General features: G+C 74.3%; 14 protein-coding genes and 1 other RNA gene. 12 read left to right on the forward strand and 3 right to left on the reverse strand.

Annotated features, from left to right (window positions below; translation table 11 throughout):
* Positions 1 to 9 precede the first annotated feature (9 nt).
* Positions 10 to 699, forward strand: a complete 690-nt coding sequence (gene ftsE, locus KPL57_RS38405; protein ID WP_226355406.1) for a cell division ATP-binding protein FtsE — start codon at positions 10 to 12, stop codon at positions 697 to 699.
* Positions 700 to 1,602 carry a permease-like cell division protein FtsX gene (ftsX, locus tag KPL57_RS38410; RefSeq protein WP_226355407.1) on the forward strand — a complete coding sequence of 301 codons (903 nt, stop codon included), beginning with the start codon at positions 700 to 702 and terminating at the stop codon, positions 1,600 to 1,602. It begins immediately after the preceding gene.
* A 4-nt stretch (positions 1,603 to 1,606) separates the two neighbouring features.
* Here the strand turns inward: ftsX and KPL57_RS38415 are convergent, their stop codons facing one another.
* The gene (locus KPL57_RS38415; RefSeq protein ID WP_226355408.1) at positions 1,607 to 2,470 is read right to left on the reverse strand and encodes an NAD(P)H-binding protein; all 864 of its coding nucleotides are present in this window, start codon (positions 2,468 to 2,470) and stop codon (positions 1,607 to 1,609) included.
* 143 nt (positions 2,471 to 2,613) lie between these two features.
* Between KPL57_RS38415 and smpB the strand changes: the two genes are divergently transcribed.
* From smpB to KPL57_RS38445, 6 genes are all read left to right on the forward strand, one after another.
* A complete protein-coding gene (smpB, locus tag KPL57_RS38420; protein ID WP_060713108.1) occupies positions 2,614 to 3,102 on the forward strand; it encodes an SsrA-binding protein SmpB in 489 nt (162 codons plus the stop codon).
* A gap of 25 nt (positions 3,103 to 3,127) precedes the next feature.
* Entirely contained in the window at positions 3,128 to 4,087 is a 960-nt protein-coding gene (locus KPL57_RS38425) for an amidohydrolase family protein (protein ID WP_226355409.1), read from the forward strand.
* Between the two features lie 2 nt (positions 4,088 to 4,089).
* Positions 4,090 to 5,340, forward strand: a complete 1,251-nt coding sequence (locus tag KPL57_RS38430) for a trans-acting enoyl reductase family protein (RefSeq protein WP_226355410.1) — start codon at positions 4,090 to 4,092, stop codon at positions 5,338 to 5,340.
* Positions 5,341 to 5,453: 113 nt separating this feature from the next.
* Positions 5,454 to 5,835, forward strand: a transfer-messenger RNA (tmRNA) gene (gene ssrA, locus KPL57_RS38435).
* Positions 5,836 to 5,942: 107 nt separating this feature from the next.
* Positions 5,943 to 7,166, forward strand: coding sequence for a cytochrome P450 (locus KPL57_RS38440; protein ID WP_226355411.1), 1,224 nt, complete (start codon positions 5,943 to 5,945; stop codon positions 7,164 to 7,166).
* A gap of 5 nt (positions 7,167 to 7,171) precedes the next feature.
* Positions 7,172 to 7,363 (forward strand): ferredoxin, encoded by a 192-nt coding sequence (locus KPL57_RS38445; RefSeq protein ID WP_073578396.1) that lies wholly within the window; start codon positions 7,172 to 7,174, stop codon positions 7,361 to 7,363.
* 3 nt (positions 7,364 to 7,366) lie between these two features.
* On the opposite strand, the gene KPL57_RS38450 is transcribed toward KPL57_RS38445, so the two are convergent.
* On the reverse strand, positions 7,367 to 8,095 hold the full coding sequence (locus KPL57_RS38450) for a VIT1/CCC1 transporter family protein (RefSeq protein WP_226355412.1): 729 nt from the start codon (positions 8,093 to 8,095) through the stop codon (positions 7,367 to 7,369).
* Between the two features lie 65 nt (positions 8,096 to 8,160).
* Here KPL57_RS38450 and KPL57_RS38455 point away from each other — a divergent pair, with 65 nt between their 5' ends.
* Genes KPL57_RS38455 through KPL57_RS38465 form a run of 3 tightly spaced genes read left to right on the forward strand, consistent with a single transcriptional unit; the run spans position 8,161 to position 10,935 of the window.
* Complete coding sequence (locus KPL57_RS38455) at positions 8,161 to 9,651, forward strand: cryptochrome/photolyase family protein (RefSeq protein WP_226355413.1); 1,491 nt, start codon at positions 8,161 to 8,163, stop codon at positions 9,649 to 9,651.
* 28 nt (positions 9,652 to 9,679) lie between these two features.
* Positions 9,680 to 10,198: a MauE/DoxX family redox-associated membrane protein gene (locus KPL57_RS38460; RefSeq protein ID WP_226355414.1), complete on the forward strand. Its 519-nt coding sequence runs from the start codon at positions 9,680 to 9,682 to the stop codon at positions 10,196 to 10,198.
* On the forward strand, positions 10,198 to 10,935 hold the full coding sequence (locus tag KPL57_RS38465; RefSeq protein ID WP_226355415.1) for a thioredoxin domain-containing protein: 738 nt from the start codon (positions 10,198 to 10,200) through the stop codon (positions 10,933 to 10,935). Before KPL57_RS38460 ends, KPL57_RS38465 begins: the two co-directional genes overlap by 1 nt.
* Here the strand turns inward: KPL57_RS38465 and KPL57_RS38470 are convergent.
* Positions 10,886 to 11,518: a hypothetical protein gene (locus tag KPL57_RS38470; protein WP_255656411.1), complete on the reverse strand. Its 633-nt coding sequence runs from the start codon at positions 11,516 to 11,518 to the stop codon at positions 10,886 to 10,888. The genes KPL57_RS38465 and KPL57_RS38470 overlap by 50 nt on opposite strands.
* Before the next feature lie 100 nt (positions 11,519 to 11,618).
* On the opposite strand from KPL57_RS38470, the gene KPL57_RS38475 reads away from it, so the two are divergent.
* Complete coding sequence (locus KPL57_RS38475; protein WP_226355417.1) at positions 11,619 to 13,079, forward strand: PLP-dependent aminotransferase family protein; 1,461 nt, start codon at positions 11,619 to 11,621, stop codon at positions 13,077 to 13,079.
* The last annotated feature ends 4 nt before the right edge of the window (positions 13,080 to 13,083 follow it).

A 13,083-nucleotide genomic window follows, 5' to 3' on the forward strand; every position in this document is an offset into this window, starting at 1 on the left:
TCCCGCTCCGTGATCGAGCTGCGGGACGTCACCAAGCGCTACCCGGCGTCCGGGCGTCCGGCGCTGGACCGGGTCTCCGCGACGGTCGGTGCGGGCGAGTTCGTGTTCCTGATCGGACCGTCCGGGTCGGGCAAGTCGACGCTGCTGCGGCTGCTGCTGCGCGAGGACGTCCCCACCTCGGGATCCATCCTCATCGACGGCCTCGACGTCGCCGGGCTGCCCCGGCGCAAGGTGCCGAAGCTGCGCCAGCGGATCGGCTGCGTGTTCCAGGACTTCCGGCTGCTGCCCAAGCGCACCGTCGCCGGCAACGTCGCGTTCGCGCTCGAGGTGCTGGGGCGCAGGCCGTCGGAGATCCGGATCGCCGTCCCGGAGCTGCTGGAGATGGTGGGGCTGCAGGGCAAGGCCGAGCGGCTGCCGCACGAGCTGTCCGGCGGTGAGCAGCAGCGCGTCGCGATCGCCAGGGCGTCGGTCAACCGGCCCCCGCTGCTGCTGGCCGACGAGCCCACCGGCAACCTCGACCCCGAGACCGGGCGGGAGATCATGCAGGTCCTGGAGCGCATCAACCGCGCGGGCACCACGGTGCTGATGGCCACCCACGACTCGTCCATCGTGGACGCGATGCGCCGCCGGGTGATCGAGTTGGCCGACGGCGGCGTGCTGCGTGACGAGGCCCGCGCGGTGTACGGGGCGGGCCGGTAGATGCGCCCCGCCCTGCTCACCCGCGAGGTCTCCTCCGGTCTGCGCCGCAACGTCACGATGACCGTCGCGATGGTGCTGACCACCGCGGTCACCCTGATGTCGGTCGGTGCGGGCCTGCTCGTGCTGCGCACCATCGACGACATCTCCGCGCTCTACACGAACCGGCTCGAGATCCAGGTGGCGCTCACCCCGGACGTCTCGGAGACCGACCCGGACTGCAGCGGGCCGACGTGCGCGTCGGTGCGGAGCGCGCTGGAGGCCGCCCCGGGCGTCGGCTCGGTCTCGTTCGAGTCCCAGCAGCAGGCCTGGACTCGGTTCCGTGAGCTGTTCGCCGGGCAGTCGGTCGCCGACGTCGCCCGGCCGCAGTCGCTGCCCGCCACGCTGCGGGTCACCCTGACCGACCAGCAGGCGGGCGCCGCGGCCGCCCGGGCCGCCGTCGAGGGTCGGCCGGGGGTGCGCGGGGTGATCGACCAGCGCGACGTCGTCGGGACCCTGTTCGACTTCCTGAACGGGGTGCGCAACGTGGCGTTCGCGCTCGCCGTCGTACAGGCGCTCGCGGCGATCCTGCTGATCTCCAACACGGTGCAGGTCTCGGCGTTCATGCGGCGCACCGAGGTCGGCGTGATGCGCCTGGTCGGGGCGACGCGCTGGACCACCCAGCTGCCGTTCCTGGTCGAGGCCGCCATCGCCGGGGCCGTCGGCGGGGCGCTCGCCGGGATCGGCCTGGTCGCGACCAAGTACGCCGTCGTCGACGACCTGTTCGCCGCGATGGGTCAGGCCGGCGTGATCCCGCCGGTCCGGATCACCGACGTGCTGGTGGTCTCGGCGCTGCTCGTGCCCACCGGGGCCCTCGTCGCGGGGGTCACCGGCTACGTGACCCTGCGCGCCTATGTGAAGGTCTGAGCGCTCACCCCGCGGGGGCGAACGCCGCGGCGTGGTCGCGGGCGAACTCCTCCAGGGTGCGGGCCGGGTGGCCGGTGAGGACGGCCACGGCGTCGTCCACCCGCGCCGCCTCGCCCCGCCCGTAGTGGGCGTAGTCCTCGACCAGTCCCGCGGCCTGCCAGGGCGGCAGCACCCCGTCCAGGACGGCGGCGAACGCCTCCGGGGTGAGGTCGTCGAACGCGACCGGGTGCCCGGTGGCCCGGGTCAGGGCCGCGGCGATCCCGGCGTGGGTGACGGCGCGCGGCCCGGTGAGGTCGTGCACCGCACCGTCCGGTCCGGCGCCGGTGAGCACGGCCGTGGCGGCGTCGGCGATGTCGCGCACGTCGACCGCGCTCACCGCGGCGTCGCCGATCGGGGCGCCGAACCGGCCGGTCGCGGCGACCAGGGGGGCGAAGGCCAGCAGGCCCTGCAGGAACAGGTTCGGCCGCAGCACCACGTGGCCGATCCCCAGGTCGTGGACGTGCTGCTCCACCGCGGCGTGCCAGCGCAGGAACCGCACCGGGGAGTCCGCCCGTGCCGCGAACTGCGACAACAGCACCAGCCGGGACACCCCGGCGGTCGCGGCGGCGTCGGCCACCGCGATCTGGGTGGTCGCGGCGTCGGGGGCCGAGGGCGAGTTGAGGAAGGCCGCGTCGACCCCGTGCAGCGCCGTGGCGACGGCGTCCGGGTCGCGCAGGTCGCCCCGCACGACCTCGACGCCGGCGGCGTCGCCGAGGCGGTCGGGGTCGCGGACCAGTGCCCGCACCGTCACGTCACGACCGGCCAGCGCGGTCAGCAGGTGCCCGCCGATCCCGCCGGTCGCCCCGGTCACCAGCACCGTCGTCGTCATGTCCATCTCCTGTGATCGTCGATCTGATACGAGAGCACTGCTCTCGCAACCGAGTGTGCACGCGACGCCGCCGAAGTGCAAGAGCACTGCTCCGGCGATGCCGCGGTCGGATACCGGTGGCGGTGCGCGGGTAGGCTGGTCGTGTGAAGGAACAGGGCCGGAAGGTGATCGCGCAGAACCGTCGGGCCCGGCACGACTACGCGATCCTGGAGGAGTTCGAGGCCGGGGTCGCGCTCAAGGGGACCGAGGTGAAGAGCCTCCGTCTGGGCCGGGCGTCGCTGGTCGACGCCTTCGCCACCATCGACGACGGCGAGATCTTCCTGCGCAACCTGCACATCCCGGAGTACGTGCGCGGCAGCTGGACCAACCACGAGCCGCGCCGCACCCGCAAGCTGCTGCTGCACCGTGGGGAGATCGACCGGCTGATGGGCAAGACCCGCGAGGGCGGGCTCACCCTGGTGCCGCTGTCGCTGTACTTCAACGACGGCAAGGTCAAGTGCGAGATCGCGCTCGCCAAGGGCAAGAAGGACTACGACAAGCGCCGTGACCTGGCCAAGAAGGACGCCCAGAAGGAGATCGCGCGCGCCGTCGGCCGTGCGGCCAAGGGGCGGGCCCGGGACCTGCGCGGCTGAGCCACGGCCCGCCTAGGGTGGGGCCGTGGATCTCCCCGTGCCACCCTCCGACGACGCCGACGTGCCCCGCTGGACCGCCGAGCTGGACCTGCCCGGCCTGGTCGACGTGCACGTGCACTTCCTGCCCCAGCGCATGCTCGACAAGGTCTGGGCCTACTTCGACGCCGCTGAGACCCACTACGGCACCCCGTGGCCGGTGCAGTACCGGCTGCCCGAACAGGAGCGGTACGCGATCCTCGAACGCCTCGGGGTGCTCGCGTTCGCGCCCCTGACCTACCCGCACAAGCCGGGCATGGGGGAGTGGCTCACCGGCTGGGCCGGCGGGTTCGCCGACGCCCACCCGCGCGCGGTGCGCACCGCGACGCTCTACCCGGAACCGTCCGTCGTGGACTACCTCGGCCGTGCCGTGTCCGACGGGGCGCGGATGGTCAAGGTGCACGTCCAGGTCGGCGGGTTCGACCCGCGCGACCCCCTGCTGCGCGACGCCTGGGGCCTGCTGGCCGACGCGGGTGTGCCCGCCGTCGTCCACTGCGGCGACGGCCCGATCCCCGGCGAGCACACCGGCCTCGGGATCTTCGCCGAGGTACTGGCGGCGCACCCCGATCTGCGGATCGTGCTGGCCCACGCGGGCATGCCGGACTTCCGGGGCGCGCTGGAGCTGCTGGACCGGTTCCCGAACCTGGTGCTCGACACGACGATGGTCGGGACCGCGTTCTCCCAGCGGATCGCGCCGCTGCCGCCGGACTGGCCGGCACGCCTGGCCGAGCACCCGGGGCGGATCGTGCTCGGTACCGACTTCCCCAACATCCCCTACGCCTACGCCGAGCAGCTCGCCGCGATCGCCGGCTGGGCCGCCGCCGAGCCCCGCCTCGGCGCGGCGTTCCTGCGCTCGGTCCTGTACGACGCCCCGGCCGCGCTGCTGGGCGTCGACCCCGTCCGACACGCCACCCCCGGCCCCGCGGCCGAGACCCCGAGGAGCTCCTAGACATGGTCAGCCCGCAGAACGACGGGAACGGCGCGGCCGCCCCGGTCGACATCGCCCTCTACGGTGCGACCGGCTTCGTCGGCGGCCTCATCGCCCGTCACCTCGCCGAGCACGCCCCGCCCGGGGTGCGCATCGCGCTGGCCGGCCGCTCCGAGGCGAGGCTCGCCGCGACCCGGGCGGCGCTGCCCGCGTCGGCGCGGGATTGGCCACTGATCGTCGCCGACGCCGCCGACCCGGCCGCGACCGACCGGCTCGCCGCGGGCGCCCGCGTCGTGCTGAGCACGGTCGGCCCGTACGCGAAGTACGGCCTGGGGCTGGTCGGGTCGTGCGCGCGGGCCGGCACCCACTACGCCGACCTCACCGGTGAGGTGCTGTTCGTCCGCGAGGCGATCGACCGCTTCCACGACACCGCCCGCGCCAGCGGCGCGCGGATCGTGCACTCCTGCGGCTACGACTCCGTCCCCTCCGACCTGGGGGTGTTCCTCGCGCACCGGGCCGCACAGGCCGACGGTGCGGGTGGGCTCACCGAGGTCCGCACGGTCGCGACGATGCGCGGCGGGGTCTCGGGCGGCACGGTGGACTCGCTGCGCGGGCAGCTCGACACCGTCCGCACCGACCGCGACGCCCGGCGCCTGGCCGCCCGCCCGCACTCGCTGAGCCCCGACCCCTCGGCCGAGCCGACGCCGTCGCAGCCGGGTGACGCGGGACCGCCCGCCCGGCTCCCGGACGGCACCTGGACCGCGCCGTTCGTGATGGCGTCCTACAACACGCGGATCGTGCGCCGCTCCAACGCGCTGCTCGACCACGCCTACGGCCGCGGCCTGCGCTACGGCGAGCTCCAGGGCTGCGGTCGCGGGGTGTCCGGGGCGATCACCGCGGGTGTGGTCACCGGCGGGCTCGGCGCGCTGGTCGGCGCGTTCATGGTGCCGCCGATCCGCCCGCTGCTCGACCGGGTGCTGCCCGCGCCCGGGACCGGGCCGTCGGAGCGGACCCGCGAGCGCGGCTGGTTCCGGATGGACGTGCGTGCCGAGACCGAGTCCGGGCGTCGCTACCGGGTGCGGGTCTCCGGTCTCGGCGACCCCGGCTACGGGGCCACCGCGGTGATGTTCGGCGAGGCGGGCCTCGCACTGGCCCTGGGCGGGTCCGCGCTGCCCGACCGCGCGGGCTGTCTCACCCCGGCCACCGCGCTGGGTGACGTGCTGGTCGACCGGCTGCGGGCCGCGGGGCACACCTACGAGGTCGCGGCGGGGTGACACGCCACCGGTAACCGGGATGATCGGGCGGGCGCGGGGCGTTATGCTGTGCGTCCGCCCGGGTACGTCCGGGCGGAGTGCAGGTGGACTGCGGGTCCTCCGGGACCCGACCAGGGGGTGAACGGTTTCGACTCCGATCGTTGATCGAGGTGAAGCGTGCCGAGGAAGGCGACGATGATCTCGTTAACCATGCGTCGCAAAAAAATAAGTGCCGACAACAGTCGCACTGCCCAGAGCGCTTACGCGCTCGCTGCCTGATCTTCAGGTAGGGGCTGTCGGGCCGGAGGCGTCCCCGCTCCGGGTCCCGACATCATTCAGGGGACTCACCCTGCGGTCCGGCCGCGGAACCGCAGGGGACATCCAACAGCGGCTGGGATCGTCACACCGGCTTGTTCGCGTGACCGGTGGATCCGAGTAGAGACCTAGCGGACTGCGCACGGAGAAGCCCTCGTGAACCGACGGAGGACCCGGGTTCGATTCCCGGCACCTCCACCGCCCAGCGGCCCCGTCCCGACCCCGGGACGGGGCCGTTCCTGTTTCCGGAGAAGATCGTTGCGCGATGAAACTGTGCATTGCTAACATCCTTGGTGGGAGTGATGCCGATGACCGCCGTGACCGATCCCGTGCCCACCTACCCGATGACGCGCGGGTGCCCCTTCGACCCGCCCGCCGAGCTCGCCCGCATCCGGGACGACGAGTGCCCCGCCGGGCCGGGGATCGCCCGCGTCCGGATCTGGGACGGCAGCACGCCGTGGCTCGTCACCCGCTACGACGACGTCCGCGCCGCGCTCGCCGACGAGCGGCTGTCCGCCGACGCCGACCGCGACGGCTACCCGGCCGCGTCGCGGTCGCGCCGCGTGCGCTCCCGGGGGCGCCGGCGCAGCTTCATCATGATGGACGGCCCCGAGCACGCCCGGCACCGGCGGATGCTCATCGGTGAGTTCACCGTGCGCCGCATCGAGCGTCTCCGGCCGCTGGTCGAGCAGACCGTCACCGAGCTGCTGGACGCCATGGAGGCGGGGGAGAACCCGACCGACCTGGTGCAGGCGTTCGCGCTGCCGCTGCCGTCGCTGGTGATCTGCCACCTGCTCGGGGTCCCCTACGCCGACCATGCGTTCTTCGAGTCGCAGAGCCGGATCATGGTCGACCTGACCTCGGGCGCGGAGGCGTCGGCCGCGGCGTCGGACGCGCTGCAGGACTACCTCGCCGGCCTCGTCCGGGCGCGGCTGGACGAGCCGCGCGACGACGTGCTCGGCGGGATGGCCGCCCGGGTCGCGGCCGGGGACCTCACCGTCGACGAGGCGAGCGCCTCGGCGCTGCTGCTGCTCGTCGCCGGGCACGAGACGACGGCGAACATGATCGCGCTCGGCACGCTGACCCTGCTGCACCACCCCGACCAGCTCGCCGTCGTCCGCGACGGCGACGCCGCGCAGGTCCGCGCCGCGGTCGAGGAGCTGCTGCGGGTCCTGACCGTGACCCACATCGGCCGCCGCCGGGTCGCGACCGAGGACCTGGAGATCGGCGGGGTCACGGTGCGGGCGGGGGAGGGCGTGGTGCTCGCCGCCGAGGCCGCCAACCGCGACCCCCGGCAGTGGCCGCACCCCGACGAGATCGACGTGTCCCGCGGGACGAACCGGCACGTCGCGTTCGGGTTCGGGGTGCACCAGTGCCTGGGACAGCCGCTGGCCCGCCTGGAGCTGCAGATCGCCTACCCGGCGCTGCTGCGGCGCTTCCCGGGACTGCGGGTCACCGTGCCGGACTCGGAGATCCCGTTCCGCGACGACATGGCGATCTACGGCGTGCACGCGTTGCCGGTGGCATTCTGATGGCCATGCGCGTGATCGTGGACAAGGAACTGTGCATCGGGGCCGGTCAGTGTGTCGTGACCGCGCCGGACGTCTTCGACCAGGACGACGACGGGATCGTCGAGCTGCTGACCGACTCGCCCGCCGAGGGGGACCGGGACGCGGTGAAGGAGGCCGAGCACGTGTGCCCGGCCCGGGTGATCAGCGTGGAGGACTGACCCTCAGGCGGCGCTGACGCCGATCAGCATGCCGACCAGGTACGTGGCGCCGGCGGCGATGGCGCCGAACGCCAGCTGGCGCAGCGCCGCCGACCACCACGAGCGGGAGGTGAACCGCGAGGTCAGCGCCCCCGCGACGAGCAGGCCGACGCCGCCGACGGCGAGGCCCAGCGCGAGCGAGCCGTAGCCGAGCAGGAACGTCGTCAGCGGGATCAGCCCGCCGACCGCGAACGCGGCGAACGACGACGTCGCCGCCACCCAGGGCGAGGGCTTGTCGTCCAGGCTGACGCCCAGCTCCTGGCTGACGTGCATCCGCAGCGCCAGCTCCGGGTCCCGGTGCACCTCGCGGGCGACCGCGTCCGCCGTCTGCCCGGTCAGCCCCATCTCGCGGAACCGGGAGGCCAGCTCGTGCTCCTCGGCGCGCGGGTGCAGGGCGAGCTCGTGGCGCTCGACGGCGGCCTCGGCGTCGAGCGCGTCGTTCTGGGTGCCGACCGAGGCGAACTCGCCCAGCGCCATCGAGAACGCCCCCGCGACGACGCCCGCCAGCCCGGTCAGCACGATCAGGTCGCGGTCCGCCCCGCCCCCGCCGACGCCCGCGACCAGCGCGATCGTGGTGACCAGGCCGTCCATCGCGCCGAACGTGGCGGCGCGCAGCCAGCCGCCCGAGACGTCCCGATGGGAGTGGTCGTGGCTGTGGTCGGCGAGCTCCGCCTCCAGCTCCGGATCGTTCACGCCTGCAACGATAGGACGACCGCGCTCGCCGCGCGGAGGTGTGCGACCACACCGACACTGAGCCGATGTCGTCCGATGACACGGCCCCCCTCTGGCTGTTCGCCGACCAGCTCGGCCCGCACGTGTGGGACACCGAGGAGTTCGCCGACCGCGAGGTCGTGATCGTCGAGTCCACCCGGGCGCTGGGCCGCCGGCGCCACCACCGCCAGAAGCTGCACCTGGTGCTGTCCGGGATGCGTCACCTCGCCGAGCAGCTCGGCGACCGGGCCACCTACCTGCGCACCGACACCTACCGCGAGGCGCTGGAGCAGGTCGGCCGCCCGGTGGTGGTGCACCAGCCGACGTCGTTCCCGGCGTCGGACATGGTGCGCCGTTTCGTGAAGGAGGGCCTCGTGACCGAGGTCCGGCCCACCCCGACCTTCGCGCTGGGCAAGGACGAGTTCGACGACTGGGCCGGCGACCGCGAGACCTTCCGGATGGAGGAGTTCTACCGCGCCCAGCGCGAGCGGTTCTCCGTGCTCATGGACGGGGAGAAGCCCGTCGGCGGGAAGTGGAACTACGACCACGACAACCGCGAGTCCCCGCCGAAGGGCGCCGAGCGCCTGGACGTGAAGGCGCCCTGGAGGCCCCGCGAGGACGGGATCGACGAGCAGGTCCGCGCCGACCTCGACGCGGCCGGGTACCCCACGGTCGGCAACGACGGGCCGCGCCGCTTCGCCGTCACCCACGAGGAGGCCACCCGGGCGCTGCGGCACTTCGTCCGGCACCGCCTCGACACCTTCGGCCCGTACGAGGACGCGGTGCTGGAGCAGGACTGGGCCATGGCGCACTCGCTGCTGTCGGTGCCGATGAACCTGGGCGCCCTGCACCCGCTGGAGGCGGTGCACGCCGCCGAGCAGGCCTACCACGACGGGGACGCCCGGCTGTCCAGCGTCGAGGGGTTCGTCCGGCAGATCCTCGGCTGGCGGGAGTACGTCTGGCAGCTGTACTGGCGCTTCGGGCGCGGCTACACGCGTCGCAACCACCTGCGGGCCCGCACCCCGCTGCCGGACTGGTGGACCGACCTGGACGCCGACGCCGTCACCGCGAACTGCCTGTCGCACGCCCTGGGCGGGGTCCGCGACCGCGGCTGGACCCACCACATCCCGCGCCTGATGATCCTCGGCAACCACGCCATGCAGCGTGGCTACCGGCCCGCGGAGCTCAACGACTGGTTCGCGACCGCGTTCGTCGACGGGTTCGCCTGGGTGATGCCCGCCAACGTGATCGGGATGAGCCAGCACGCCGACGGCGGCCGGATGGCCACCAAGCCCTACGCCTCCGGTGGCGCCTACATCGACCGGATGACCGACCTGTGCTCGGGCTGCGCGTTCGACCCGAAGGTGCGGGTGGGGGAGAAGGCCTGTCCGTTCACCGCGGGCTACTGGCAGTTCGTGCACCGCCACGAGGAGATGATGGCGGGCAACAACCGCACCGCCCGCGCCGTCGCCACGATGAAGCGGCTGACCGATCTCGACGCGCTGCTGGAGCAGGAGTCCGCCCGCGAGGAGTTCTGAACCGGCGGGCTCGCTAGGCTTCCCGGTCGTGACCGCAGCCCGCCCGCTCGACGTGCTGGGCACCGTGCTGCGGCTGGGGCTGGCCGCGGTCTGGCTGGTGTCGGGGGCGGTGAAGCTGTCCGAGCCGTTCACCACGGCCGTCGCCGTCGCCGCCTACCGGGTGCTGCCGGATGCGCTCGTCGTGCCGGTCGCGACGCTGCTGCCGCCGCTGGAGATCGCACTCGGCCTGCTTCTGCTCGCGGGCCTCGCCACCCGGCTCGCCGCGGTGGTGGGCACCGTGCTGCTGCTCGCGTTCGTCGCGGGGCTGGTGCAGGCGTGGGCGCGCGGGCTGGCGATCGACTGCGGCTGCTTCGGCGGTGGCGGGCCGGTCGACCCCGACGACACCGGCTACGGCCTGTCCCTGCTGCGCGACCTCGCCTTCACGGCGGCCGCGGTGTACCTGGTGGTGCGCCCGCGGACGCTGTTCTCCCTCGACGGGCGCGGGGACCGGGCCGCGGCACACGACCACGACCGGCGGGCGCCGGCGGACGCGACGGAGGAGCACTGATGGGACAGAGTGAGCGCGAGCGCCGGCAGGCCGCGCAGGCCCGGCTGCAGGCGGCGGGGATCAGCTCCGCGCGCACCTCGAGCGGACTCGGTCGCAACCTCGGGATCGGCGCGCTCGTGCTGGTCATCGCCCTGGCCACGGGCGTCTACGTGCTGTACCAGAACTACCAGAAGGCGACCGTCGCGACCTACCCGGTGACCCGCGACGGCGTCGTCGTGAAGGCCGGGAACCAGGCGGCACCGGTGACCGTCGACCTCTACGAGGACTACCTCTGCCCCGCCTGCCAGCAGCTGGAGAGCGGTGTCGGGAACCAGCTCACCACCGCGGTGAACGAGGGCAAGGCGAAGATCAACTATCACCACATCGTGATCCTCGACGAGCGCTCGACCCCGCCCGGCTACTCGACCCGCGCCGGCAACGCCGCACTGTGCGCCGCCGACGCCGGGATCTTCCCCGCGTACCACTCCCGCCTCTACACCGAGCAGCCCACCGAGGGCAGTGCCGGGAAGACGGTGCAGGAGCTGACCGCGCTCGGCACCGAGCTGGGGGCCAAGGGCGACTTCGCGGGTTGCGTCACCCGCCAGGCGAACAGCCAGGCGATCGCCGACGCGACCAAGGCGGCCGTCGCCGACCCGGCGGTGGCGCCCGGCGGCCGCTTCGGGACCCCGACGGTGATGGTGAACGGGGTCAAGATGGATCTGAGCAACGGGGACTGGCTGTCGAAGGTGACGGGCTGACCGCACCCACGGTGAAGCGCGGCAGGAACCACTGCACCAGCGGCCCGACGGCGAGCGCGTAGACGACCGTCACCGGGCCGAAGACACCGCCGAGCACCCACCCGACGAGCACGACCGTCACCTCGATCGCGGTCCGCACCAGCCGCACCGACAGGCCGGTGCGGGCCGCGAGCCCGGTCATCAGCCCGTCCCGCGGGCCCGGCCCCAGCCCGACCCCGATGTAGGCCGCCGTCGCCGCCGCGTTCAGCACGATCCCGGCGACGGCGTACGCCACCCGCAGCCACAGCGCCTCCGGGGCGGGCAGCACCGCGAGCGCGGTGTCCACCGTGGCCCCGATGACGACGACGTTCGCCACCGTCCCCAGTCCTGGCCGTTCCCGCAGCGGGATCCACAGCAGCAGCACCCCGACCGCGACGACCACGGTCACCGCGCCCACCGACAGGGCCGTACGGCCGGCGACGCCCTGGTGGAACACGTCCCACGGCATCGAGCCGAGGGCCGCGCGCATCATCAGCGCCATCGAGACCGCGTAGGCGACCAGGCCGGCCACGAGCTGGGTGAGCCGCCGGGTGCGCCGCGGCATCCGCAGCGACCAGCGGGAGCTGTCGATCGTCACGAGATGGCATGCTGCCTCTGTCGATGGCCTGTCGTCACCGTGCCACTCGAACGAAAGTGGATCGGGAATGACGCAGGGGATCGGGGCGGAGCGCCTCGCCGCGCTGTGCGGCGACGTCCACGGCGGGCGCGGCCCGGCGTACCGGGTGCTGGCCGACGCGGTGCGGGTGCTGACCGGCGACGGCAGGCTGCCGTCGGGCACCCGGCTGCCGGCGGAGCGGGCGCTGGCCGAGGCGCTGGGCGTCAGCCGGGTCACCGTCGCCCGCGCCTACCGCGACCTGCGCGACGACGGCTGGGCCGACGCCCGGCACGGGTCGGGCACCTGGGTACGGCTCCCGGACCGCACCGGGGGCGTCGACGGGGTCTGGGCGCCGGGGCCGGTCGACCGCGGCACAATCGACCTCGCCCACGCCGCGCCCGCCGCGCCCGCGGTGCTGCCCGACCTGGTCGCCCGCGCCGTCGAACGGGGTGCCGCGGAGCTGGCCGGACACGGCTACGGCCCGGACGGCCTGCCCGCGCTGCGGGCCGCGATCGCCGACCGGTTCACCGCCCGGGGGCTCCCGACCGGGCCGGAGCAGGTCGTCGTGACGGGCGGGGCGCTGCAGGCGATCGGGATCGTCGTCGCCGAGCTGGCCGGGCCCGGCGACCGGGTGCTCGTCGAGCACCCCACCTACCCGTCGGCGCTCGACGTCGTCGCCGACGCGGGGGCGGTCGCCGTCCCGGTGTCGGCGGACGGTGCCGACGCGACCCCGCAGACCGTGCTGCCGCGGGCCGCCCGGCAGACCGCGGCGCGGGTCGCGTACCTGATGGCGGACTTCCAGAACCCCACCGGCCGCCTCCTCGACGACGACGCCCGCGCCCGGCTCGTGCAGCGCCTCGCCCGCCAGGGCACGGTCGCCCTGGTCGACGAGACCTTCGCCGAGCTGGACCTGCGCGAGGGCGCCACGGGGCCGCTGCCGTGTGCCGCGCACGCCGCCGGGCCCGACGACGTCGTCACCGTCGGCGGGCTGAGCAAGATCGCCTGGGGCGGGCTGCGGATCGGCTGGATCCGGGCCGGCCGCGAGCGCGCCGCCCGGATGCGACGACGGCTGGCCCGCGCCCAGCTGGCGCTGCCGGTGCTGGAGCAGCTCGTCGCCGTCGAGGTGCTGGAGCGGCTCGACGTGCTGCGGGCCGAACGGGTCGGGGTGCTGCGCACCCGGCGCGACGTGCTGGTCGCCGAGCTCGCCGCGGCCCTGTCGGACTGGCACTTCACCGTCCCCGACGGCGGGCTCGCGCTGTGGTGCGACCTCGGTGCGCACGTCTCGACGGCGCTGACCGCGGCCGCCCCGCGACACGGTCTGGTGCTGGCGCCCGGGCCGCGGTTCGGGGCCGGGCACGCGTTCACCGACCGGTTGCGGGTGCCCTTCACCCACCCCGGGCCTGTGACGGCCGAGGCGGTACGGCGCCTGGCCCGCACCGCCCGCGACGTCGCCGGGCCGGGCCGGACGACCGGCGCCGACCCGGCGACCCGGGCCGGCGTCGTCGTCTGAGCGG

The sequence above is a fragment of the Pseudonocardia sp. ICBG601 genome, assembly GCF_020496245.1.